At 63.4% G+C, this 24,081-nt stretch carries 23 protein-coding genes and 1 pseudogene; 9 read left to right on the plus strand and 15 right to left on the minus strand.

The window, feature by feature from the left end; all coding sequences use genetic code 11:
- Window positions 1-60: 60 nt before the first annotated feature.
- The 8 genes from phnC to phnG all read right to left on the minus strand — a co-directional run bounded on the left by phnC (window position 61) and on the right by phnG (window position 6,668).
- Window positions 61-918 carry a phosphonate ABC transporter ATP-binding protein gene (gene phnC / locus EOA78_RS27305; protein ID WP_127317924.1) on the minus strand — a complete coding sequence of 286 codons (858 nt, stop codon included), beginning with the start codon at window positions 916-918 and terminating at the stop codon, window positions 61-63.
- A gap of 298 nt (window positions 919-1,216) precedes the next feature.
- Complete coding sequence (locus tag EOA78_RS27310; RefSeq protein WP_127317926.1) at window positions 1,217-1,834, minus strand: DapH/DapD/GlmU-related protein; 618 nt, start codon at window positions 1,832-1,834, stop codon at window positions 1,217-1,219.
- A complete protein-coding gene (phnL, locus tag EOA78_RS27315; protein WP_127317928.1) occupies window positions 1,831-2,538 on the minus strand; it encodes a phosphonate C-P lyase system protein PhnL in 708 nt (235 codons plus the stop codon). Before phnL ends, EOA78_RS27310 begins: the two co-directional genes overlap by 4 nt.
- Window positions 2,539-2,540: 2 nt before the next feature.
- Window positions 2,541-3,317, minus strand: coding sequence for a phosphonate C-P lyase system protein PhnK (gene phnK, locus EOA78_RS27320; RefSeq protein ID WP_127317930.1), 777 nt, complete (start codon window positions 3,315-3,317; stop codon window positions 2,541-2,543).
- A complete protein-coding gene (locus tag EOA78_RS27325) occupies window positions 3,314-4,213 on the minus strand; it encodes an alpha-D-ribose 1-methylphosphonate 5-phosphate C-P-lyase PhnJ (protein WP_127317932.1) in 900 nt (299 codons plus the stop codon). Before EOA78_RS27325 ends, phnK begins: the two co-directional genes overlap by 4 nt.
- A 268-nt stretch (window positions 4,214-4,481) precedes the next feature.
- Window positions 4,482-5,594, minus strand: coding sequence for a carbon-phosphorus lyase complex subunit PhnI (locus tag EOA78_RS27330; protein ID WP_127317934.1), 1,113 nt, complete (start codon window positions 5,592-5,594; stop codon window positions 4,482-4,484).
- A gap of 1 nt (window position 5,595) precedes the next feature.
- Window positions 5,596-6,207: a phosphonate C-P lyase system protein PhnH gene (gene phnH, locus EOA78_RS27335; protein ID WP_127317936.1), complete on the minus strand. Its 612-nt coding sequence runs from the start codon at window positions 6,205-6,207 to the stop codon at window positions 5,596-5,598.
- Window positions 6,207-6,668 carry a phosphonate C-P lyase system protein PhnG gene (gene phnG, locus EOA78_RS27340; RefSeq protein WP_127317966.1) on the minus strand — a complete coding sequence of 154 codons (462 nt, stop codon included), beginning with the start codon at window positions 6,666-6,668 and terminating at the stop codon, window positions 6,207-6,209. Before phnG ends, phnH begins: the two co-directional genes overlap by 1 nt.
- A gap of 121 nt (window positions 6,669-6,789) precedes the next feature.
- Here phnG and phnF point away from each other — a divergent pair, with 121 nt between their 5' ends.
- Entirely contained in the window at window positions 6,790-7,539 is a 750-nt protein-coding gene (gene phnF / locus EOA78_RS27345) for a phosphonate metabolism transcriptional regulator PhnF (protein WP_127317938.1), read from the plus strand.
- A 23-nt stretch (window positions 7,540-7,562) separates the two neighbouring features.
- Here phnF and EOA78_RS27350 read toward each other — a convergent pair whose 3' ends face one another.
- The 6 genes from EOA78_RS27350 to EOA78_RS27375 form a co-directional block, all read right to left on the minus strand.
- Window positions 7,563-8,579, minus strand: coding sequence for a zinc-binding alcohol dehydrogenase family protein (locus EOA78_RS27350; protein WP_127317940.1), 1,017 nt, complete (start codon window positions 8,577-8,579; stop codon window positions 7,563-7,565).
- 67 nt (window positions 8,580-8,646) lie between these two features.
- The gene (locus EOA78_RS27355) at window positions 8,647-9,612 is read right to left on the minus strand and encodes an ABC transporter permease (protein WP_127317942.1); all 966 of its coding nucleotides are present in this window, start codon (window positions 9,610-9,612) and stop codon (window positions 8,647-8,649) included.
- Window positions 9,609-11,162, minus strand: coding sequence for a sugar ABC transporter ATP-binding protein (locus EOA78_RS27360; RefSeq protein WP_127317944.1), 1,554 nt, complete (start codon window positions 11,160-11,162; stop codon window positions 9,609-9,611). Before EOA78_RS27360 ends, EOA78_RS27355 begins: the two co-directional genes overlap by 4 nt.
- A gap of 149 nt (window positions 11,163-11,311) precedes the next feature.
- On the minus strand, window positions 11,312-12,307 hold the full coding sequence (locus EOA78_RS27365; RefSeq protein WP_127317946.1) for an ABC transporter substrate-binding protein: 996 nt from the start codon (window positions 12,305-12,307) through the stop codon (window positions 11,312-11,314).
- A gap of 345 nt (window positions 12,308-12,652) precedes the next feature.
- Window positions 12,653-13,651, minus strand: a complete 999-nt coding sequence (locus EOA78_RS27370) for an aldo/keto reductase (RefSeq protein ID WP_127317948.1) — start codon at window positions 13,649-13,651, stop codon at window positions 12,653-12,655.
- Between the two features lie 61 nt (window positions 13,652-13,712).
- A complete protein-coding gene (locus tag EOA78_RS27375; protein ID WP_127317950.1) occupies window positions 13,713-15,218 on the minus strand; it encodes an altronate dehydratase family protein in 1,506 nt (501 codons plus the stop codon).
- Here EOA78_RS27375 and EOA78_RS36570 point away from each other — a divergent pair.
- The 7 genes and pseudogenes from EOA78_RS36570 (at window position 15,199) to gndA (ending at window position 21,355) form a co-directional block, all read left to right on the plus strand.
- Window positions 15,199-15,381, plus strand: a complete 183-nt coding sequence (locus tag EOA78_RS36570) for a hypothetical protein (RefSeq protein WP_127317952.1) — start codon at window positions 15,199-15,201, stop codon at window positions 15,379-15,381. The two genes, EOA78_RS27375 and EOA78_RS36570, sit on opposite strands and share 20 nt — an antisense overlap.
- Window positions 15,382-15,485: 104 nt before the next feature.
- The gene (locus tag EOA78_RS27385) at window positions 15,486-16,388 is read left to right on the plus strand and encodes a GntR family transcriptional regulator (protein ID WP_127317954.1); all 903 of its coding nucleotides are present in this window, start codon (window positions 15,486-15,488) and stop codon (window positions 16,386-16,388) included.
- A 118-nt stretch (window positions 16,389-16,506) separates the two neighbouring features.
- Window positions 16,507-16,860 (plus strand): DUF2946 family protein, encoded by a 354-nt coding sequence (locus EOA78_RS27390; RefSeq protein ID WP_127317968.1) that lies wholly within the window; start codon window positions 16,507-16,509, stop codon window positions 16,858-16,860.
- Between the two features lie 105 nt (window positions 16,861-16,965).
- Window positions 16,966-17,505 (plus strand): copper chaperone PCu(A)C, encoded by a 540-nt coding sequence (locus EOA78_RS27395; RefSeq protein ID WP_127317956.1) that lies wholly within the window; start codon window positions 16,966-16,968, stop codon window positions 17,503-17,505.
- A 40-nt stretch (window positions 17,506-17,545) separates the two neighbouring features.
- A complete protein-coding gene (locus tag EOA78_RS27400; RefSeq protein ID WP_127317958.1) occupies window positions 17,546-18,064 on the plus strand; it encodes a YcnI family protein in 519 nt (172 codons plus the stop codon).
- A 56-nt stretch (window positions 18,065-18,120) separates the two neighbouring features.
- A complete protein-coding gene (locus EOA78_RS27405) occupies window positions 18,121-19,758 on the plus strand; it encodes a copper resistance CopC/CopD family protein (RefSeq protein WP_127317960.1) in 1,638 nt (545 codons plus the stop codon).
- Between the two features lie 170 nt (window positions 19,759-19,928).
- Window positions 19,929-21,355, plus strand: a pseudogene (gene gndA / locus EOA78_RS27410) (NADP-dependent phosphogluconate dehydrogenase).
- Here gndA and EOA78_RS27415 read toward each other — a convergent pair.
- Window positions 21,352-22,398 (minus strand): LacI family transcriptional regulator, encoded by a 1,047-nt coding sequence (locus EOA78_RS27415; RefSeq protein ID WP_127317962.1) that lies wholly within the window; start codon window positions 22,396-22,398, stop codon window positions 21,352-21,354. The pseudogene gndA and the gene EOA78_RS27415 overlap by 4 nt on opposite strands.
- A 417-nt stretch (window positions 22,399-22,815) precedes the next feature.
- On the opposite strand from EOA78_RS27415, the gene EOA78_RS27420 reads away from it, so the two are divergent.
- Entirely contained in the window at window positions 22,816-24,054 is a 1,239-nt protein-coding gene (locus EOA78_RS27420) for an ABC transporter substrate-binding protein (RefSeq protein WP_127317964.1), read from the plus strand.
- The last annotated feature ends 27 nt before the right edge of the window (window positions 24,055-24,081 follow it).

Here is a 24,081-nt window from a genome sequence, read left to right on the forward strand (position 1 = left end):
CTCTTTTGTTTGTCCATGATCTCTTCTGGATACCGGTATCCACTTGTCGGGATCATGGAACTAGTAGCCAGGAAATGCGGGCTCGAGCGGTCCTGCGGATGCGGCGATTTTTTGCTTGATGGTGACGCTGGTCGAGGTGATAGCCTCGGAGATTTCACCGCCATTGCTGTCGGCACCGTAGACCATGCGCACCGCCTCACGGTTGAGATCTTCGGGTGGGCCGTCGAACACGACCTTGCCGGCGGCCATGCCGATGATGCGGTTGCAATAGGTGCGCGCGGTATCCAGCGTGTGCAGATTGGTGACGACAGTGAGGCCCTCGCGCAGATTGATGTCCTGCAGCGAATCCATCACCACCTTCGCGTTGAGCGGGTCGAGCGAGGCGATCGGCTCGTCGGCGAGGATGACTTTCGGCTGCTGCATCATGGCGCGGGCGATCGCGACGCGCTGCTGCTGGCCGCCGGACAAGGTGCCGGCCGGCTGCAGCGCCGTGCGGGCAATGTCGAGACGTTCGAGCGCCGCGATCGCCTCGGCCCGTTCCTCGCGGGAGAAGACACCGAGCAGATTGACAACGGTCGAGCGGTGATTGAGCCGGCCGAGCAGCACATTGGTCAGTACATCGAGACGCGGCACAAGGTTGAATTGCTGAAAGATCATGGCGCAATCGCGCTGCCAGCGCCTGAGCAGCGAACCGCGCAGGCTGGAAACTTCGGCGCCGTCAAAGAAAATCGACCCTTGGCTGGGATCGATGAGGCGGTTGATCATGCGCAAAAGCGTCGACTTGCCGGCGCCCGAGCGGCCGATAATGCCGACCATCTGGCCGTGCGGGATCGAGATGTCGACATTGCTGACGGCGGTGTTCTTGCCAAACCGGCGGGTGACGCCGCGGATTTCGAGCGTGGCTGAGGTTGCTGACATAGGCAAGTTCCAGTCCAGTCGCGTTTCGAAGGTCTGTTAACCATCGCTAGCGCAACGCCATGAACCTGCGGTGTCGGATTGATGTCAGTTTTGTTACCGCCCACAGGCTTGGCGGCGAGCCATGAATGATGAATGGTGAATGGTGAATGGTGAATGGTGAATGGTGAATAGTGAATAGAGAATAGAGAATAGAGAATAGAGAATAGAGAATAGAGAATAGAGAATAGAGAATAGAGAATAGAGGATAGACAGGGCTTCACCAGCCTCTGCTGGCTGCCACCGTCACCATTCACCCCCTTCAGCTGCCGTATTTTTCCAGAAACGCTTCCGCCGAAAGCGCGCGGAAATCGTCGAGCGCGGCGCGCAGGCGGGCATGGTCCCAATCCCACCAGGCGAGTGCCTGATAACGTTCCGCCGTGTGGCGGTCGAAGCGTTCGCGGATTGGTTTCGCCGGCACGCCGCCGACGATGGTGTAGGGCGCAACGTCCTTCGACACCACCGCGCCGGCGCCGACCGCCGCACCGTCGCCCACGGTGACGCCGGGCAGGACGGTCGAGCCGTGGCCAAGCCAGGTGTCGTGGCCGATGGTGACGCGTCTGGCGCGGCGCTGGGCGAAGAATTCGCTCTCGTGCTCAGCGTCGTCCCAATAATCCGAGGCGCGATAGGTGAAATGGTGCAGCGTCGGCCGCCACGTCGGGTGGTTGGTGGCGTTGATGCGCACATTGGCGGCGATGTTGGCGAACTTGCCGATCGTCGCGCACCAGACGCCGCAGTCCTGCATCATGTAGGAATAGTCGCCGATTGTGCTCTCGGAAACTCGGCAGCGATCGGCGATCGCGGTCCAGCGGCCGAGCGTCGAGTTCTCGACTTCCGCCGTCTCGTGGACAAGCGGCGTTTCCGACAGTTTCCTGGTCATGCGGCGATTTTCCCGGCGGCAAAAGCGGTCACGTCGATGACGCGGTCGGCTACCGCCTCGCGCACGTCGTGGTCATGGAAGATGCCCAGCAGGGCGACGCCGGCCGCCTTCTTGGCCGCGATCAGCTCAATCACGACATCGCGGTTCCTGGCATCGAGCGAAGCGGTCGGCTCGTCGAGCAGCAGGATCGGGTGCTCGGTGATGAAGCCGCGCGCGATGTTGACGCGCTGCTGTTCGCCGCCGGAAAAGGTCGCCGGCGGCAGTGCCCAGAGTTTTTCCGGCAGGTTGAGCTGGCCCAGCAAGGCGCGCGCCTTGCCGCGCGCAACTTCACGGTCCTCGCCGCGCTCGACCAGCGGTTCGGCGACGACATCGAGGGCGGAGACGCGCGGCACTGTGCGCAGGAACTGGCTGACATAGCCGATCGTGAGCCGGCGCACGGCAAGCACGGTGCGCGGGCTCGCCGTCGCGAGATCGATGAGCCCGTCCTCGTGCTGGACGATGATCTGGCCTTCGTCGACCGCATAGTTGCCGTAGAGCATCTTCAGGATCGAGCTCTTGCCGGCGCCGGAAGGGCCGCCGAGCACGGCGCACTCGCCGGCCCTGATCGAGAACGACACGCCGGTGACGACAGGCAGTTTGATGCCGTCGCGCAGATGCATGGTGAAGCTCTTGGCGACATCGGAGACGACGAGCGGGGTTGCCATGATCACACCTGCAGAATGGAAGAAACAAGGAGCTGCGTGTAGGGCGCGCGCGGATCGTCGAGCACGCGGTCGGTGAGGCCGCTTTCGACGACGCGGCCGTCCTTCATCACCATCATGCGTTGCGACAGCAGACGTGCCACCGCGAGGTCGTGGGTGACGACGATGGCGGCCAGGCCGAGATCGGTGACCAGGCCGCGCAACAGGTCGAGCAGGCGCGCCTGCACGGAAACGTCGAGGCCGCCGGTCGGCTCGTCCATGAACACCAGCCGCGGCCCGGTGACGAGATTGCGGGCGATCTGCAAGCGCTGGCGCATGCCACCGGAAAAAGCGCGCGGTTCGTCGTCGATGCGGTCCTCGTCGATCTCGACGCGTGACAGCCAGTCGACGGCGCAAGCGCGGATTTTTCCATAGTGGCGGTCGCCCACCGCCATCAGCCGCTCGCCGACATTGGCGCCGGCCGACACCGTCATGCGCAGCCCGTCGGCCGGGTTCTGGTGGACGAAGCCCCAGTCGGTGCGCATCAGGAAGCGGCGCTCGGCCTCGCTCATGCGGTAGAGCTCGCGGAACTGACCGTCGCGCATGCGGTAGCTGGCGGTGCCGGAACTCGGCAGCAATCTGGTCGAGAGACAGTTGAGCAGCGTCGTCTTGCCGGAACCGGATTCGCCGACCACCGCCAGTACCTCGCCCGGCCACAGGTCAAAGGTGACGTTTTCGCAGCCGACACGCGAGCCGTAGAATTTGGACAGCGCGGAAACGCGCAGCAGTGGTTCGTCGGTCATTGCGCCGGCTCCGTTTTTTCCAGGGCAAGAGGGGTTTCAGGCGCAAGATGGCCGCGATGGCCTCCTTCGCGCCGTTCCTCGCAATGGTCGGTATCGGAGCAGACGAACATGTGGCCGCCATGGTCGTCGAGGATGACCTCGTCGAGATAGACGTTCTCGGCCGCACACAGCGCGCAGGGCTGGTCGAAGGTCTGCACCTCGAACGGATGATCCTCGAAATCGAGGCTGACCACATCGGTGAAGGGCGGCAGCGCATAGATGCGCTTTTCGCGGCCGGCACCGAATAGTTGCAGGGCCGGCGAACGATGCATCTTCGGATTGTCGAACTTCGGCGTCGGCGAGGGATCCATCACATAGCGACCCTCGACCTTGACCGGGTAGGCATAGGTAGTGGCAATGCGGCCGTGCCTGGCGATGTCCTCGTAGAGCTTCACAAGCATGAGGCCGTATTCCTCCAGCGCATGCATTTTGCGCGTTTCCGTTTCGCGCGGTTCGAGGAAGCGCAACGGTTCGGGGATCGGCACCTGATAGACCAGCACCTGGCCCGCGCTCAGTGGATGTTCGGGAATGCGGTGGCGAGTCTGTATGATGGTCGCCTTCGCCGTCTCGGTGGTGACGGCGACATTGGCGACCTTCTTGAAAAAAGCGCGGATCGAGACGGCGTTGGTGGTGTCGTCGGCGCCCTGGTCGATGACCTTCAGCACATCGCCGGGACCGATGATCGAAGCCGTGACCTGGACGCCGCCGGTGCCCCACCCATAGGGCATCGGCATTTCGCGCGAGGCGAACGGCACCTGATAGCCGGGAATGGCTATGCCCTTGAGGATCGCGCGGCGGATCATCCGCTTGGTCTGCTCGTCGAGATAGGCGAAGTTGTAGGTGGCGATGTCGGTCATGGCGATCGCTTCCAGTTTGTGCTACCGAATTGACTTCCAAGACACGGAAGAAGGGCCAGGCTCAGATGACTCCAACCGGATGGATGCACATCGGAATCCTGTTGCTGGTGTTCGTCGGCATGGTTGCCTTTGTCCTTCGAAGAATGGTTCTTCCTGCGCCGAACGAAGGCGCGAATGGCGAAACCGTTGGCGGCAGTAGCGGCTACGGCGGATCCGGAGGGGTGTAGCGGCCATTCCCACGAGATCATGGTGGTGGAGCTAACTGAAGTCATTCCGCAGCCTGTCTCTTCTCCTCGGCCTTGCCGGCGTTTTCTCGGGCATCGTGCTCGGCGCGCATGCGACGCACCAGGTCGAGCTCGGCCTGGAAGTCGACATAGTGCGGCAGCTTCAGATGCTCGACGAAGCCGGTCGCCTGGACATTGTCGGAATGCGAGATGACGAACTCCTCGTCCTGGGCTGCGGCGACGACATCTTCGCCGAATTCGGTTGCACGAAGAGCGCGGTCGCACAGCGCCATGGCCATCGCCTTGCGCTCGCTCTGGCCGAAGACGAGGCCGTAGCCGCGGGTGAATTGCGGCGGCGCCTTGGCCGAGCCCTTGAACTGGTTGACCATCTGGCACTCGGTGACACGTACGGAGCCGAGCGGTACTGGGAATGGCAGCTCCGGCACGTCGAGTTCCAGCTCGACCTCACCGATGCGAACCTCGCCGACGAAGGGATGGTTGCGGGCATAGCCGCGCTGGGTGGAATAGCCGAGCGCCAGCAGAAAACCCTCGTCGCCGCGTGACAGCGCCTGCAGGCGGATGTCGCGCGCCATCGGAAATTCCAGCGGCTCGCGGGTGATATCGCCGGGGATATGGTCCTGCGGCATGTCGCCATCAGGCTCGATCAGGCCCTCGCGGGCGAGGATCGCGGAGACGCGCGGCATGGCTTCCGCCTGGCTGGCACGCTGCGGCGGCTCGGCGACATCGCCGCCCGCGGCGAGTTCGGGATCGAGCAGCCGGTGAGTGTAGTCGAAGGTCGGGCCGAGCAGCTGGCCGCCGGGTAGGTCCTTGTAGGTCGCCGAAACGCGCCGCTCGACCAGCATCGCGCCGGTGTCGATCGCGTTGGTGTAGCCAAAGCGTGGCAGCGTCGTGCGATAGGCGCGGACCAGGAAGATCGCCTCGATCATGTCGCCACGCGCCTGAACGATGGCTAGTGCCGCCAATTCCCGGTCGTAAAGCGAACCTTCGCTCATCACTCGGTCGACGCCGAGCGCCAGCTGCTCGACGATCTGGTCTAGGCGAAGCGCCGGCACGGAACGGTCGCCGCGTCGGCGGTCGGCGAGCAGGGAGTGGGCGTTGGCAATGGCCGCTTCGCCGCCTTTTACCGCGACATACATATTACGCCTCCATCGTCTTGATGCGCGTCGTGCGCGGCAGGCAGGCAACGCCGTCGGGGGTGGCAAGGATGATGTCGACGCCACGCGGAAAGCGCTGGTTGTTCTGCTTCCATTGTTCGACGAAGTGGCGCGGCATCTGCGCCGGCGCGATGGTTGCAGTCTTTTCGATGCCGGGACCTTCGAGCAGCAGAGGGGCGCCTGAAACGAGATCGCTCACCTGCAGGATCAGCGTCGTGGAGCGGTCGGGATAGTCCTGGGTGCCTTGTGAAAAGCCGTCGAGCGCCATCATCTCGGCCGGCGTGGCGATCAGCGCGAAATGCGCATCGGCTGGCGTGTTGGCCAGTGGCGCGCCGGTGTGGAAGCCGAGCCAGGATTTCACCGCTGCTGGGGCCTGCAAAACGAGGTCGAACCAGAGCGGCGTGTCGTTGTCGCACAGCGCCAGCGCGATAGCACCCGCGGTGGCCGACAGCGGCGCCGGCGGGCGGGCAAAGACCGGGAGGGGCTGCAGGGTGCCCGGCCGCGCCATCGCGTCCATCACGGCGCGGAATACCGTCTGGGCGTCGAATACCGGATCGGCAAAGCCGCCCTCGATCGCTTGCGTTGCGATGTCCATCAGTCTTCTCCGCGTACCATGGTGAAGAAATCGACCTTCGTTGCCGCCGTCTCGGCGCGCCGCCGTTCACGTGCGCTGGCCAGTGCGGCCTGCAACGGCGCAATGAGTTTGGTCTCGACTTCGTTACGGCGGGTGGGATCCTGCCAGAGCGCGTCGGCTATCGCCGCCAGCCTTGCCTTCTGCTTGTCACGGCCGAGCGCGTAGCAATGGCCGATTTCTCCTGAGGCAAGCCGCACCGTCGCGCGGGTGACCGTCGCTTCGCCGACATTGAACGGCGCGCCGCCGCCGCCGATGCGGCCACGCACGGTGACCAGGCCGGTTTCGGGACCGCGCAGGAGTTCCGCTTCCGAAGGCAGGCCGGCTTGGTTCCAGAGGCGGACGATATCGTCACCGGTCGATTGCGCTAGGGTCGCCATGGCGGCCTTGCGCTCAGCCTGATCGCGCGCTTCCTGTCCTCGCATGGCAGCCATTCCTTCTCGTTCCGAATTTGTATAATGATGTGGACAATTATACAAATTGTACCTATTCTCTAAAGCGTGTCCATGACGGATCGATGACAGGGCGAAAAGATTGGGGCAAGAGATGATCGGTCAGCAGATGGCCAGCAGCTTAGAGCGGCGCACCGGCATCTCGCTGTGGCGGCAGATAGCCGACCAGATCCTCCATTCGATCGCCGTCGGCGACTTTGCCGAGAATGCTGCGCTGCCACCGGAAGTCGCACTGGCCGAGCGCTATGGCGTCAACCGCCATACGGTGCGCAGCGCCATCGCAGCACTGGTGCAGGATGGCGTGCTCAGGGCCGAACAGGGGCGCGGCACTTTCGTGCTTTCGCGCAAGCGCCTGTCCTATCCGATCGGCGCCCGCACCCGTTTTTCGGAGGGCTTGCAAGGGCAGGCGACGGAGCGCCGCAGCGTGCTGCTAGAATCGGCGGTCGAGCCGGCCAGCCGGCGTGTCGCAGAAGGCTTGGGTCTCGCCAAGGGTTCCAGCGTCATCCGCCTCGAAACACGCGGCGAAGCCGACGGACAGTCGGTCTCGCGCGCCACCGGCTGGTTCGACGCGAAACGCTTCGCAGGCATCGAGACCGCTATCGCGGAAACTGGATCGGTGACCGCCTCGCTCCAGCGTTTCGGCATCAGTGACTATCTCAGGCAATCGACAGTGCTGTCGGCGCGCCACGCAGATGCCGCCGATCTCGCCGATCTCGATCTGCAGTCCGGCGCCATCGTGCTGGTCACGGTCGCCGTCAACGTCACGCCGGACGGCCAGCCGATCCAGTTCGCCGAAACGCGCTTTCCGGCTGAGCGCGTCGAGCTCAAATTATCGGCGCGGTAGGTAGGTGCGCGTCTATCCCGGTCTCATCCGACCTGAATGACCGCCTTGATCAGGCCGGATTTCTCATGCGCCCAGCGGGCAAGGTCGCGCGGCGTGTCACCAAGCGTCGTGCGATGGGTGACGAGCTTTGCCAGCGGCACAGCACCATCGCGGATCGAAGTGGCGACATGGTCGAAGTCGGCGCGCAACGCGTTGCGGCTTCCGATCAGCGTCATCTCGCGCTTGTGGAATTCGGGATCGGAAAAGACGATATCGTCCTTGACGACGCTGACCAGGACCAGCGTCCCGCCATGCGCGACTTGGGCGAACGCCGAGTGGACGGACTGGGTGTTGCCGGTGGCATCGAAAACCACGTCGAAGCCTTCGCCGCCGGTCGCCTCCCGCACCAGATCGATTGCCGATCCCTTCGAACCGTCGAGGGTGGCAAAGCCGAGTTCGCTTGCGGCGAAATCCAGCCTCTCGGCACTCGTGTCGAGCAGCGTCACGTCGAGACCGGCGATGCGGGCAAACAGCGCCGTGCCGAGCCCGATCGGCCCGGCGCCGATGACCAGCGTGCGCGCGCCTCGGTCAGCCAGCGAGCGCCGCACGGCATGCGCCCCGATCGCCAGGAATTCGACGGCGGCGGCATCCGCCAGCGACAGGCCGTTTGCCGGATAAAGATTTTGCGCCGGCACCAGGATCCGTTCGCACATGGCGCCGTCGCGGTGGACGCCGAGCACCTCGATCTTCACGCAGCAATTCGGCTTGCCTTGCCGGCAGCCGATGCATTTGCCGCAAGCGAGATAGGGATTGATGATCACCGGTTCGGCGCCGGCGAGATCGACGCCTTCGCCGGCCTCGATCACAGTGCCGGAAACCTCGTGGCCCATGATGCGAGGATAGGCGAGGAACGGATGCTTGCCCTCGAAGATATGATAGTCGGTGCCGCAGATGCCGACATGACTGACCGCGACCAGCGCCCAGCCAGAGGGCGGAGTGCCTGGCGCCGGGCGGTCTTCCAGAACAAGCTCACCGGGCGAGCGGCAGACGACGGCTTTCATACTTCAATCCAGTCTGTTCATGAAACCGCCGGCCCGCTAGCGCCGGGCCGGCGGTCGTTAATATGGACTACTTGCCGCGGCGGCGCAGGCCGTCGAAATAGACGATGACGATAATCAGCACGCCGGTAATGATGCGCTGCCAGAAGGCATTGACGTTCAAGAGATTGGCGCCGTTGTTGATGGTGGCGAGGATGAAGGCGCCGAGCAGCGGTCCGTGCACCGAGCCGACGGCGCCGAACAGCGAGGTGCCGCCGATCACCGACGAGGCGATCGCCTGCAATTCCCAGCCCTCGGCCTGCGTCGGATTGCCGATGCCGATGCGCGACGCGAGCAGCACGCCAACGAAAGCCGCGCACAGGCCAGACAGCGTATAGGCCATGTAGATGGTGCGCTGGACGTTGACACCGGACAGACGCGATGCCTCGGCATTGGAGCCGACCGAGAACAGATAGCGGCCCCAACGGCTGTGATGCAGGAAGACATAGGCCGGGATACCGACGAGGATCACCATCCAGAACAGGTTGGGGATGCCGAGGAAGGAACTGCGCGAGAAAAGCTGGAAGGCATCGTTGTTGATCGAAATCGAGTTGCCGTTGGTCATCAAAAGGCCGATGCCGCGCAAAGATGTCAGCGTCGCCAGCGTGATGATGAAGGGCGGCAGGCCCATCTTGACGATGCCGAAGCCGTGAAACAGGCCGATGGCGACACCGACCAGCAAGGTGAGCAGGACGGCGAGGAAGATCGGCACGCCGGCATTGATCAGCATCGCAGCGATGACGGTTGCAAAGCCAACGACGGCGCCGACGGAAAGGTCGATGCCTCCGGTGATGATGACAAAGGTCTGGCCGACCGCCAGGATCGCGATCATCGAACCTTGCCGCAACAGGTTCGAGATGTTGTTGGCGGAGGCGAAGCTCGGCGTCGCCACCGACAGGATCACCCACAACAGCACTAGCAGCGCCAGCAGCGTCAGCCCGAACAGGGCGTTGTAGTTGCGTTTCGGCCTTTCGGCCGGGATCGCCTCGGTGCTCATATCTGTCCTCCCGGTTTTTCTTGTTTCTCGGCCAGCGCTTGGGTGAGGATCTCCTCATGGTCGGCAGTGCGGAAACCATGAGTGGCCACCAGTTTGCCGCGCCGGAACACATGCAGTGTGTCGGCCAGTTCATAGACCTCGGGCAGATAGGACGAGATGAGAATGATGCCGGCGCCATTGGACAAAAGCGCACTGAACAGGCGGTAGATCTCTGCCTTGGTGCCGACATCGACGCCAACTGTCGGCTCGTCGAAGATGAACAGCTTGGCGCCGTGAGCCAGCCACTTGCCGATGACGATTTTCTGCTGGTTGCCGCCGGACAGGCTGGAGGCGAGCGCGTTGCGCGTCGGCGTCTTGATCCTGAGATTGGCGATCTGGCGGTCCGCCTCGGTCTTCTCCTGTGCGCCGGAGATCAGCAGATTGCTGGAGATGCGCTTGTAGATCGGCAGATTGAGATTGAGGCCGACCGGCAGGTTGAGGCAGAGGCCCTGGTCGCGGCGGCTTTCCGGCGCCAGCGCCATGCCGAGCCTGATAGCGTCATGCTCGGAGTTGACCTGAACCTCCTTGCCCTCCCAGAGGATCTGGCCGGCCGACTTGCGATGACGGCCGTAGAGCGTGGTGACGAACTCGCTGCGCCCGGCGCCGATCAGGCCGTAGAGCCCGACGATTTCGCCGGCACGGACCGTCATCGAGACATTTTCGAAGCCGTTGCCGGAGAGATTTCTGGCTTCGAGGAGCGTCGCGCCCGGGGTAAAATGCTCCTTGTGATAGACTTGCTCGATCGAGCGGTTGATCATCATTTTGACCAGCTCGGCGTCGTTGGTCTCGGCGATGTTCCTGGTGCCGACAAGCGTGCCGTCGCGCAGCACCGAGACGCGGTCGGCGAGCTCGAACACCTCTTCCATGCGGTGGCTGATGTAGATGATGGTGACGCCTTCGCCCTTCAGCCGGCGGATCAGCGTGAAGAGCTGGGCGGCCTCCTTGCGCGTGAGGTAGGCTGTCGGTTCGTCGAAGATGAGGAATTTGGTGCCGCGCACGGTGGCTCGAGCGGCGGCGATCAGCTGCTGCTGGCCTATGGTCAGGTCACCCAGCACGACATGCGCCGGCAGATCGAAGCCGAGATCGTCGATGATCTTCTGCGCTTCCTTGACCATGGCGCGTTGCTGCAGGATGCCGAAGCGGGAATCCTCCTCGCCGAGGAACATGTTGGCCGCGACAGTGAGATGGCGGCACAGAACGACCTCCTGATGCACGGCATTGATGCCGAGCGCCATCGCCTCATGCGGCGTCGCCAGCGCTGCCGGCTTGCCCTCCCAGATGACGTCGCCGGAGGTGCGCGGCATGACCCCGGTCAGCAGCTTGATCAGGGTGGATTTGCCGGCACCGTTTTCGCCGACAATGGCGTGAATTTCGCTGGCCTTGAAGGCGAGGTTAACCGGCTTCAGCGCGTGCGTGCCGGGATATCGCTTCTCCAAGCCCTTGAGTTCGAGGATCGTCCTGCCCGGTTCCAGCGTTGGGGCCGGATGCAGTTCCTGCGCCGTCGACGTCATGACAATCCTCCCAGATTGGCCTCACGATTGGCACGTAGCGATGCTGGCCGAGTCCATCGTCAAGGGTATTGAGGCCGGCTGCTTTCGAAGCACTTTCAGGGCGTTTCCGGGGCAACGAGGCCCCGGAAACGGTGCGCCAATGCCGGTGCTCAGTCGAGCTTCGGATTGAGCAGCGCGTCGATCTTCGGATCCTTCATATTGGCCTTGGTGACGAGGTTGGCGCCGGTGTCGACATTGGCCTTGACCTTTTCGCCTTTCGAGGCCGCGAGCGCCGTCTTGATGCCGTCATAGCCCATCCGGTACGGATCCTGGACGACGAGACCGGAAATGACGCCATCGTTAAGGAACTTGACCAGCTTCTCGTCGCTGTCGAAGCCGATCAGCCCGACCTTGCCGGCAAGGCTGTTCTCGGCGATCGCCTGACCGACGCCCTGCGCCATGATCAGGTTGGAGGCGAAGATGCCCTTGAGGTTCGGGTTGGCGGTGATCAGGTCGGTCGCGATGTTGAGGCCGGTGGTGGCCTGGCCGTCGGCGTATTTGTCGGCAATGAGCTTGAGGCCGGGATATTTGGCGGCAAGCTGTTCCTTGAAGCCCTGGGCGCGCTGTTCGAGCGAGCCAGCGCCCGGAAGCGCGGTGATCAGGGCGACGTCGCCCTCGATTTTGCCGCCATTGGCTTCGCCGATCGCGGCCGCCAGCCCGTCAGCGGCGACGCGGCCGCCCTGGATGTTGTCTGTGGTCAGGAACGAGGTGAAGGCCTTGGAATCGGCGCCGGAGTCGATGCCGATGATCTTGACCTTGGTGGCTGCCTCATCGATCGGCTTGCCGAGCGCCTTGGCTTCGGTCGGTGCGATGACGACGGCAGCCGGGGTGCCGGCGACCGCGTTTTCAAGGATCGAGATCTGGCCGTTGACGTCGGTCTCCGCCTGGGCGCCGAGTTCCGGCACATTGACCCCGAGGTCCTTGCCTGCCTTGCGGGCGCCGGCCAGGACGATCTGCCAGTAGAAAGAGGTGGTGTCCTTGACGATGATCGGAATGGTTACGTCCGCCGCCGAAGCCGGCGCCGAATGCATCACGCCGCCAAGCATCGAGGCGGCGGCGAGCGCCACGAAGGCGCGGCGGTTGAGAATACTGGTCACGAATTTCATTAGGCTTCCTCCCTATGTCGCCCGGTGAACGTTGCTGAAGCTCGGTTTGGATAGGCGCTGCCCAAACGGAACTTTATCAATAAAAAACATTTACCGCATTTTGATAGTGCATAGGTTGGGTCGACGCAAGCGGTGTTTCGTATCGGTCTCCGGATGGCTAGACCGGAAGGGAGCCCCTTTGCCGATCCTTATTGCCAACCCCTACAGATCCTCTCCGAAAGGTATGGAATATTAATTCCATCAACCAGTCAACATGGAATATTCATTCTTTTTGGGTATACGATTGTTAAGCCTCCTAATCGCACCGTCCGCCGTTTAACCGACGAAGGCGAAGGTCGCAGCGCATCAGCCGAGTTTCTGTACGACCGTATAAGGATCATATTTGGCGAATTCGGTTTCGGGCACCTGGATGTCGAGCAGTTGGAGATTTCGCGTCAGGTTGGTCGGCTTGGCGGTGCCCGTCAGCACGGAGGCTACCACAGGCTCATGCAATGGGAACTGGAATGCCGCAGCGGCAAGCGGATAGTCGCCCTCGGTGGCGATTTTTTCCATGGCGCCGACGCGGTCGAGAATGTTCTGGGTGGCCGGCAGGTAGTCGAAATGCGCACCCGGCACCGGGCCGGTCGCCAAGATGCCGGAATTGAAGACGCCACCGATGATCAGCGAGGTCTGCCGTTGCCGGCAAAACGGCAGCAATTCGGCTTCGGCGGTACGGTCGAGCAGCGAATAGCGGCTGGCGAGCAGGATGCAGTCGAGCGGCGCCTGGCGCAGCACATCGAGACAGATCTGCACCTCGTTGACGCCAAGGCCGTAGGCGGAAATTGCCCTGGACGACTTCAGCTCCTCCAGCGCCTTCAGCCCGCCATCCATCAGCTGGCGGAAATGCAGCTTCGTTTTCTCGACGCCATGCGTGTAGACGCCGATGTCGTGGACGAACAGGATGTCGATCCGATTGAGGCCAAGCCGTGCATAGCTGAACTCGACCGAGCGCATGATGCCGTCGTAGGAATAGTCGTAGTCGAGCGCAAAGGGCAGCGGATCGACATAGGAATGATCCGGGATCTGGCCTTCCGGCACCGGCCGGAACAGGCGCCCAACCTTGGTCGACAGCACGTAGGAGTCCCGCGGCTTGTCGCGCAAGAAATCGCCGAAGCGGCGTTCCGAGAGGCCGAACCCGTAGAAGGGCGCCGTATCGAAATAGCGCAAACCGGTATCCCAGGCGACCTGCAGCGTCTGCATCGCCGCCTCGCGAGGGCAAGCTCGGTAGAGGCCGCCGATCGCCGCGCCGCCGAAGCTGACCTCGGTTATTTCCAGCGCGGTGCTGCCGACACGGCGTTTCTTCATGCAAAGCCTCCCGCCGGCCATTTGCCTGGCCCGTCCATGTCTAAGTCAGTTAGTGGCTGCTCTAGAGGGTCGCGCCGAGGTGCCACGGCACGAACTCGTTATCGCCGTAGCCGAAGTCCTCGCTCTTGGTCTTGCGGCCGGAAGCCGTCTCGACGATCAGTTCGAAGATCTCGCGGCCCATGCCGGCAATGGTCTTTTCGCCCGAGGCGATGACGCCGCAATTCACGTCCATGTCCTCTTCCATGGTGTGGTACATGGTCGAGTTGCTGGCGACCTTGATCGACGGCGTCGGCCGGCAGCCGAAGCAGGAACCGCGGCCGGTGGTGAAGACGATGACATTGGCGCCGCCTGCCACCTGGCCGGTGGCGGAAACCGGGTCGTAGCCGGGCGTGTCCATGAACACCAGCCCGTGGCCGCTGACCTTTTCGGCATAACCGAAGACGCCGTTGAGCGGTGTCTGGCCGCCCTTGGCGACCGCGCCAAGCGACTTTTCCAGGATGGTGGTCAGGCCGCCGCGCTTGTTGCCGGGCGAAGGATTGTTGTCAATGGAGGCGCCATGCTTGGCGACATGGTCTTCCCACCATTTCACATAGCCGTCGAGCTTGGCGGCGATCTCCGGCGTCGCCGCGCGATAGGCGAGCAGATGCTCGGCGCCGTAGATTTCGGTGGTCTCGGAGAGAATGCCGATGCCGCCGACGCCCGCCAGGATGTCAACGGCGGCGCCCAATGCCGGATTGGCGGTGATGCCGGACATGCCGTCCGAGCCGCCGCATTGCAGGCCGACGACGATCTCGCTGACCGGGATCGGCTCACGCTCAAGCTTGCCGACCTCTTCGGCGATCTCTCCCAGCACGACCATTGCCTTCTCGACCGATTTGCGCGAGCCGCCGGCTTCCTGGATGTTGAAATGACGTTTTCCCGCGGCGACGCCCTTCTGGCCATAGAGGGTGAGCTGGTTGACCTCGCAGCCAAGCCCGACCATCAGCACGCCGCCGAAATTCGGATGGCGGGCATAACCGGCAAGCGTGCGGTGCAGCACCATCATGCCGTCGCCGGTGGCGCTCATGCCGCAGCCCTGGCCGTGGACGATCGGAACGAAGCCGTCGATGCCGGGGTATCTGGGCAGAAGCGTGCGGTTCGCCTCGTCGGCGATGGCGTGGCAAACGGTGGCCGAGCAATTGACGCTGGCGAGAATGCCGATGAAGTTGCGCGTGCCGGCACGGCCGTCGGCGCGACGGTAGCCCATGAAGGTGCGGCTGCGGTCGGACTCGGTCGCGTGCACGGCTTCGCTCGGCGGCACCACCGGCAAACGCCCGGACTCGAAGACCAGATTATGCGAATGAACATGCTCGCCGGGCGCGATGTCCTGGGTGGCGCGACCGATCGCCTGGGCGTATTTGACCACGGCCTCGCCGGCGGCGATCGGCTTGATCGCAACCTTGTGGCCGGGTTCGATCAACGCTTTGGCAACGGCGCCGCCCGGCAGCACCGCGCCGATCTCGATGCGGCCATTGGCAACCGCGACATTGTCGGCGGGAGACAGAAGAATGCTGTTTGCGGCGTTCACGGGCGGTTTCCTGGGTGTTCCTGGGATGTGCGAGCGGATTGACACGCGCCTGTTAAAGGATAATGTCTTTTATCGTGAAAAAACAGTTTTGCGTCAATTGTTTTTTCGCGAAAGCGTCGCGCGTAAATCCGGAAGGGCAGAGGACCCTGATGCTGGAAGGTGATTCCACTTTTTTGAGGGCGTGCGCTAGGAACTTTTATCATATCGCGCTTCAAACTGGCCGCTTCAAACTGGCCGCTGCAGGCGCCGGCGCGCAACGGGGCAGGGATGTCTAAGAGCAACAACGTCTACAAAGACGCCTACAATCGCGGTCTGCGGCTGCTCGACGAAACGAAGAGCCTGCCGTCGGAGCCCGAATTGGGTGCGCTGCTCGGCGTCAGCCGCACGACGATCCGCACCATCCTCGCGCGCATGGAAGAGACGGGGCTGATCGCCTGGAACAAGCGCTGCAAGACGGTTTTGCGCGTGCCGCGGGCGGACGACTTTTTCCCCGAGGAAGAGACCGACACGCTGTCGCAGATCATCGAGCGCTCCTTCATGCGGCGGTTGCTTGCCGGCGGTGCCGAGCCCGGCATGCAGATCAACGAGCTCGAGCTGGCGCGCGAGATCGGCGTCGGCACCACCAGCGTGCGCGAGTTCCTGATCCGCTTTTCCCGCTTCGGGCTGATCGAGAAGCGCCGCAACAGCCATTGGGTGCTGAAAGGTTTTACCCGCGCATTCGCGCTGGAATTGACCGAAATCCGCGAGATGTTCGAATTGCGCTCGGCCGCCGCCTTTGCCGCCCTGCCGGAAGCAAGTCCGGTCTGGGCCGACCTCGAACTCCTGGAAGACGAGCATCGCCTGCTGGCGCGCGAGATCGCCACGCGCTTCAACGAATTTTCGGAGCTCGACGAGCGCTTTCACCGGCTGATCCACCGCGCGTCGCACAATCGCTTCATCGTCGATTTCTACGACGTCATCGCGATGATTTTCCACTACCACTACCAGTGGAACAAGGCGCAGGAGCGCGAGCGCAACGAAGTGGCCGTCGCGGAACACCTGGCCTATATCGCGGCACTCAAATCGCGCGATCTCGGCAAGATCGACGCCGCCTGCCGCAAGCATCTGAAGTCGGCGCGCAATACGCTGCTGACCTCGATTCCGGAAGGCCAGCACCCGCAACGGGCCTAAAGCGCGCGTTGCCGCAGCAGTGATTTGGCGATTTTCCGCCCGCCGGCCGCATGCTAGATATATGGCCGTTGCTGCGTGAGGAGGCAGGTCTTTGAATATCCGGCGGAGTCGATGGAGCATCCCGGCCGCGTTCGCCGCGGCCTATTTGCTCGTGCTCCAGTCGGCGCTTGGCGCGTTCGCCTTCGGCTTGAGCCCAAATGCTTCGCAACTCGACGCTTTCGGCAATGTCATCTGCACCCAGGAGGGCGCGGCCGAGCTTCCAGGCGGCGATTCACACCAGCACATGCCGGCTTGCTGCATGCTTGGCTGCGGTGTGGCCTCGTCTGCCTATGCGCCGCCACCCGCTGCCGCCATGGTGCCCGGCGATTTTCCCGTCGAAACCGTCGCTTTCGTGCTGCCGGCGTTCAGGCATCTCGACTTTGCCCGCGACCGCTCTCCGTCGAATCCGCGCGCCCCGCCGGCGACGGCCTGATCCGTTCCAGTTCGCCTTGCGGAAACCTTTCGCGGGCGCATTCATTCAACATCGAAACTGTTCGCGACCGGCCGACGGCGCGATTTGTCAGTTCTTGGAGCTATCATGTCTCACGCTTTCCGCGCGCGGTTCGGCCGCAACAGCTCGTTTTTGCGCCACTTCGAGGAGCGACTCGGCATCACCGTATTCCTCCTTGCCCTCCTGTTCGTCAGCGCCCAGGCCGTTTTCGCGCATGAGTTCAAGGTCGGCGACCTCGAGATCGTGCATCCCTGGTCGCGTGCCACGCCGCCCGGCGCCAAAGTGGCCGGCGGCTATTTTACCGTCACCAACACCGGCAGTTCGCCGGACCGGCTGCTGTCGATCTCCTCTGAAATTTCGGCCAAGGCCGAACTGCATGAGATGGGTGTCAAGGACGGCGTCATGACCATGCGGCCGGTCAGCGGTGGCCTTGAAATCCCGGCCGGCGGCAAGGTCGCGCTGGCGCCCGGCGGCTATCATTTGATGTTTATCGGGCTGAAACGGCAACCGAAGCAAGGCGAGACGTTTCCAGCAACGCTGATCTTCGAGAAGGCCGGCACCGTCACTGTCGACTTCGCCGTGGAAGGCATCGGCGAAACGGGCGGTATGGACAATCACGCCAACTGACCCGGCCAGATCCGCACAATTCGAAATTTGAGGGACCATCATGAACAGTTATCTTTTGTCCGCCGGCGCGTTTTTCGTCTTGGGGACAAGCTCGGCCTTTGCCCACGTCACGCTCGAAACGCAGGAGGCGGCGGTCGGTTCGACCTACAAGGCTGTCCTGCGCGTGCCGCATGGCTGTGAGGGCAAGGCGACGACTGCCATGCGCGTGCAGATCCCGGAGGGGGTGATTTCGGTGAAGCCGATGCCGAAGCCGGGCTGGACGCTGCAGGTCAAGAAAGGCAGATACGAGAAATCCTACCAGCTACATGGTGAGGCGGTGACATCAGGCGCTAGGGAAGTCGATTGGAGCGGCGGCAGCCTGCCGGACGAATTCTACGACGAATTCGTCTTCCGCGGGACACTGGCGGCGGATCTGCCGGCCGGCCAAACGCTCTATTTCCCGGTGGTGCAGGAATGCGATGGCGTTGCCGAACGCTGGATCGAGATTCCCGCGGCCGGCCAGGATGAGGAGGCGCTGGAATATCCGGCGCCTGGCCTCAAGCTGCTGCCGAAGAATTGATCCTTACGCGGCGCGCTCTTTCGGGAAGAGCGCGCCGCTGTCTTTATGGCGGTGACATGAGCGCTGCACCCTTACAACGGACGGTCGGCGCGGCCGGCAAGCGCGTCGGCCGATTTGCCGTCGGCCTGCTGGCTGCGATCGTGCTGCTTGCCGCCATTGCTGGACCAAGTAAGGCCTTCGCCCACGCGTCGCTGATCACAACCGAGCCGACCGACGGCGCCGTGCTGGCGCAGAGCCCGGCGCACTTCTCGCTGACCTTCAGCGAACCGGTATCGCCGCTGGTTCTGACCTTGGTGCGGCCTGACGGGACGCCGGTTCCACTGACGTCCTTTCGGGTCAGTGGCCAGACGGTCGAGATCGACAATCCGCAAAGGCTCGGGTCCGGCACCCATGTGCTGAGCTGGCGGGTGACTTCCGCCGATGGCCATCCGGTCGGCGGCTCGGCGCTGTTTTCCATCGGCGCGCCGAGCGCTGCGCCGACCGTCTCCGAAGCTGTCGATAAGGGTCTGAGGTCGGCGATCTGGGTCGGCAAGGTCTTTCTCTATGTCGGCCTCTTTCTCGGTGTCGGCGGCGCCTTTGCACTGGCTTGGCTGGCGCAAGGCGGGCGTGCCGGCCGGCGCTTCGTCATCACCGCAATCCTGTGCGGCCTTGTCGCGGCCCCCTTCTCGCTCGGCTTGCAGGGACTGGACGCGCTCGGCGCACCGCTCGTCCGGCTGGCGCAGCCGGGCGTCTGGCAGGCAGGGCTCGGCACCAGCTTCGGCTGGACGGTCCTGGTCGCGCTGGTGGCGCTCGGGCTTGGGCTGCTGTCGCTTGTCGGGCCGCGCGGCGGTGCAAAACCGTTTGCCCTTGCCGGCTTGGCCGCTGTCGGTGCCGCCCTCGCCGCCAGCGGGCATGCAAGTGCCGCCGAACCGCAATGGCTGACAAGGCCGATGGTGTTTCTGCACGGTGCCGGCATTGCCTTCTGGGCCGGGGCCCTGGCGCCGCTCGGTCTCGCCATGAGGCGGAAGCCGGTCGAGGCCGCGCCTTTCCTGCGCCGGTTTTCCCAGGTGATACTGCCCGTCGTGGCCGTGCTTGCCGCCACCGGCATCGTGCTGGCTGTCATCCAGGTGCAGGCGCCCGCAGCTTTGCTCGAGACCGCCTATGGCCGGCTGCTGCTGATCAAGCTGGTGCTGCTGTTCTTTCTGTTCACGCTGGCCGCGACCAACCGCTGGAAGCTGACCGGTCCGGCCGAAGCGGGAGAGACGGAAGTACAGAGGAGGCTGGTCCGCTCGATTGGCATTGAAATGCTGATCATTCTGGCGATCTTCGGCATTGCCGCCGGCTGGCGCTTCACCCCGCCGCCACGCGCCCTGGCGATCGCAGCAGCGCAGCCGGCATCGGTGCATATCCACACGCGGAAGGCGATGGCCGACCTCAGCATCACGCCCGGCCATGTTGGGCCGGTTGCCGCCTCGATGGTCATCATGACCGGCGATTTCGGCCCGCTCGACGCAAGCCAAGTGACGCTGGTGCTGTCAAAACCTGACTCCGGCATCGAGCCGATCAAGCGCGCGGCGACAATGCGCGGCGACGGTACCTGGCGCGTCGGCGATCTCGTCATCCCGGTCCCCGGGCGATGGACGGCGCGGCTCGACATCCTCATCTCGGATTTCAAAATCGTGAAGATCGAGGCGCCGATCGACATCAGGCCGTAAGGACAAGCTGACGGTCATGGAACACAATTCAGCGAGGCGGTTGACGCAGCTCTGAAGGCCCGTCATTCATTTCGGCAAGATGGGTATCTCGATAAGAATGGCATCCCGAGAAGAATGGGCGTCGCCACAAATCGCCGCCTCAACAAAAGATCCGAAACAGGGAAGAAACTATGGAAAAAGCCGAAATCGGCCTGATCGGCCTTGGCACGATGGGCTCCAACCTGGCGCTCAATATCGCCGAGAAGGGGCACCGCATAGCCGTCTTCAACCGCACCGCCGCACGCACCGACGCCTTTGTCGAGAATGCCGGGGCGCTGAAGAACATGGTCGTGCCCTGCTACAGCCTGGAGGAACTCGCCGCCGCGATCCGGCCGCCGCGTCCGATCATCATCATGGTGCTGGCCGGCAAGCCGGTCGATGAGCAGATCGCGGCGCTGCGCGGCGTGCTTTCGGCCAACGACATCGTTGTCGATGCCGGCAACGCCAATTTCCGCGACACAATGCGACGCTTCTCCGAGCTTTCCGATTCGGGTCTCACCTTCATCGGCATGGGTGTGTCCGGCGGCGAAGAAGGTCACGCCATGGACCGTCGATCATGGTCGGTGGCACGGAAGAGTCCTGGAAACGCGTCGAAAAGGTGCTGACCGCCATTTCGGCCAAGTTCAGGGATGAGCCCTGCGCGGCATGGCTCGGCACCGATGGCGCCGGGCATTTCGTCAAGACCATCCACAATGGCATCGAATATGCCGACATGCAGATGATCGCCGAGATCTACGGCATCCTGCGCGACGGCTTGAGCATGGGGCCGAAGGAGATCGCACAGGTGTTTGCCGGCTGGAACAAGGGCCGGCTCAACTCCTATCTGATCGAGATCGCCGCCAAGGTGCTCGCCGCCGACGATCAGAAGACAGGCAAGCCGGTGGTCGACATCATCCTCGACCGCGCCGGCCAGAAGGGCACCGGCAAATGGTCGGTCATCGAGGCGCAGCAGCTCGGCATTCCGGCCACCGCGATAGAAGCCGCGGTGGCGGCGCGCGTGCTGTCATCGATCAAGGACGAGCGCCTGGCCGCCGAAAAGGCCTATGGCAATGGCGGCGTGACCAGGATTTCCGGAGACAAGGGCGCACTTCTCAACGATCTCGAGCTGGCGCTGTTCGCCGGCAAGATATCAGCCTATGCGCAAGGTTTCGCGGTGATGAGCGGCGCGTCGAAGGAATTCAACTGGAACCTGCCGATGGCGACAATCGCCAGGATCTGGCGGGCCGGCTGCATCATCCGCTCGCAATTGCTGGACACGATGGCGGAAGCCTTCGGCACCGGCGGGGCGGCCACCAATCTGCTGATGGCACCGGCTTTCATCGCGATGATGCAGGAGGCGCATCCATCGCTCCGGCGGATCGTGGCAAAGGCGTCGGAAGCTGGTTCGCCGGTGCCGGCGCTGTCGTCCGCGCTGGCCTATTTCGACAGCTACCGCCAGGGCCGCGGCACCTCGAACCTGATCCAGGCGCAACGCGATTTCTTTGGCGCGCACGGCTTCGAGCGTATCGACGGGCAGGGCGCATTCCATGGCCCGTGGGGAAGCGGAGCGGCAGGCTAGTCGCGGCGATAGGCCAGAACCTCGGTTGGCATGCTCAGGCTCTGCAAGGAGCCAGGTGCTGCGCCGCCGATCCAGCCCAACACTGAGCGGGCGAGCTCGGCGCCGGCCAGCCGGAAGTTCTCGTTGACCACCAGCAATTCCCTACGGAACAGGTGGAGCAGGTCGGACGACTGCTTGGACACCACGTCGACGTCCCGGCCGAGCTTGAGTCCGGCGTCCTCGATGCCGGCGACGATGGCGAGTGTAGCGGCGGCGGCACTGCTGACGAAACCGTCGGGCCTGGCGTCGCGGCGCATCAGCTGTGCGGTCCTCATTCTGATCTGCTCGATCGAATGGTCGATCGAGACGGTGTTGAACGGGATTTCGCTGGCGCCGACCTCGCTCAGCGCATCGGTGAAGCCGTTCAGCGTATGACTGTGGTAGGTCAGTTCGACTGGCGGCGCCAGCAGAGCCAGCCTGCGGCGGCCGATGCCGGCCAGATGGCGTACAGCCTCGGTCGCGAACGCGTAATTATCGAAATCATGATAGGGATGGATCAGCCCCATATCGGTGCGGCCATGCGTGGCAAAGGGGATGCCACGCTCCAGCATGTAACGGGCCCTGGGGTCATTCGGCTGAGTCCGCGAAATGATGACGCCGTCGGCGGAGCCGGTTTCCACCAGATAACGTATCGGGTCCAGGGGATCCTGAGAGCGTGAGTAGGGCGTGACGATCAGGTGATAGGGTGTGTCGGCGATGACTTCCGAGACGCCGTAGATGATGTCCGAGACAAAGCTCATGATCTCGCGCTCGGTATTGAGCACGAGGCTGATGACGTTGGTCTTGCCGGTCCGCAGGCGCACACCGGCACGGTTGGGGCGGTAACCGATCTGCTTCGCGACGAGCTGGACGCGCCGTCTTGTTTCGGCGCCGATCTCGGGCGCGTCCTTCAGCGCCCGCGACACGGTGGTGACGCCCAGCCCGGTCATGAAGGCAAGCGTCTTCAGCGTCGGCCGGCCCTGTCCCGACGCCTCGTCGTCCTTTTCCGTCTGATGTCTGTCCATTCATCCCGCCCGTCAGGCGCATAGCAGTTGTCGTGCAGGCCGGCAATTGGCGGATTGCAGCTTGCCCGCGACTCTCCGCCTATGAACACCGTATACACTGAAACGTTACAGATTGTCACTTGCCATCGCACGAAGGCGGTAGGCAAGGTACCCTGATACGAGCGCGGCTCCCTTCGACGCAAAGTCGTTGAGACATTGGAAGGGGTTGTCCGCGAACAGGATTTTGCCGGATTTCGTGCATACAGCATCTTTTTGCAATGCAACCTGCCTTGCTGCGTGCAATGGAAGGTACCTGCACGGGCGGAATTGTTCGCGCCTCGAAAAAATTTCGAGCCGCCGCTCCATTCCGGGGTTGCGCACCTCACGCAATTGCCGTATCGAAAATCTGTAACGTTTCAGATTCTGGGAGGAGCCGAAATGCGATACCAATTCATGACCGCTGCGTTGGCAGTGACAACCGCGCTGCCTTTCGCCGGCCCGGCGGCAGCGACGGATCTGGAAGTCACCCATTGGTGGACTTCGGGCGGCGAGGCGGCGGCGGTCGCCGAATTCGCCAAGGCGTTCGACGCGACAGGTAATCATTGGGTCGACGGCGCTATCGCCGGCTCCGGCGGCACGGCGCGGCCGATCATGATCAGCCGCATCACTGGCGGCGACCCCATGGGCGCCACCCAGTTCAACCACGGCCGGCAAGCGGAAGAACTGGTGCAGGCCGGTCTGATGCGCGACTTGACCGATCTCGCCACCAGGGACAAGTGGGCGGAAATCGTACAGCCGAAGAGCCTGCTCGACGGCTGTACCCTCGACGGCAAGATCTATTGCGTGCCGGTCAACATTCACTCCTGGCAGTGGCTGTGGCTGTCGAATGCGGCCTTCGAAAAGGCCGGTGTGCCGGTGCCGAAGAATTGGAGTGAATATGTTGCAGCCGCCCCTGCGCTGGAGAAGGCGGGCATCATACCGCTGGCGGTCGGCGGGCAGCCCTGGCAATCCTCGGGCGCCTTTGACGTGCTGCTCACGGCGGTCGGCGGCACGGACACATTCTTGAAGGTCTATCGCGACAAGGACGCGGAATTCGCCGCGGGACCCGAGGTCGCCAAGGTATTCAAGGCCGCGGACGATGCCCGCAAGATGGCGAAGAACACCAATGTGCAGGACTGGAACCAGGCCACCAATCTCGTCATCTCCGGCAAGGCCGGCGGCCAGATCATGGGCGACTGGGCGCAGGGCGAGTTCCAGGTTGCCGGCCAGACCGCCGGCAAGGACTATACGTGCCTTCCCGGCCTTGGCCTGAACGAGGTCATCGCCACCGGTGGCGACGCCTTCTACTTCCCGCTGCTGCAGGACGCTGAAAAGTCCAAGGCGCAGGAAGCGCTGGCCGAAGCGCTGCTCGATCCCAAGACGCAGGTCGCCTTCAACCTCAAGAAGGGTTCGCTGCCGGTGCGCGGCGATATCGACCTCAAGGCGGCGAACGACTGCATGAAGAAAGGGCTCGACATCCTGGCCAAGGGCAGCGTCATGCCCTGGACGGACCAGCTGCTGTCACAGGACACCCAAAAGCAGAAGGAGGACCTTTTCTCCGAGTTCTTCGCCAAGCCTGATATGACCGTGGAAGAGGCGCAAAAGCGCTTCGCCGATATCGTCGCTTCGGCGGACTGACGATCGACGAACCGCTCGCTCCCGGCC

The sequence above is a fragment of the Mesorhizobium sp. M5C.F.Cr.IN.023.01.1.1 genome, from assembly GCF_003997585.1.
In the GTDB taxonomy this organism is placed as follows: Bacteria; Pseudomonadota; Alphaproteobacteria; order Rhizobiales; family Rhizobiaceae; genus Mesorhizobium; species Mesorhizobium wenxiniae.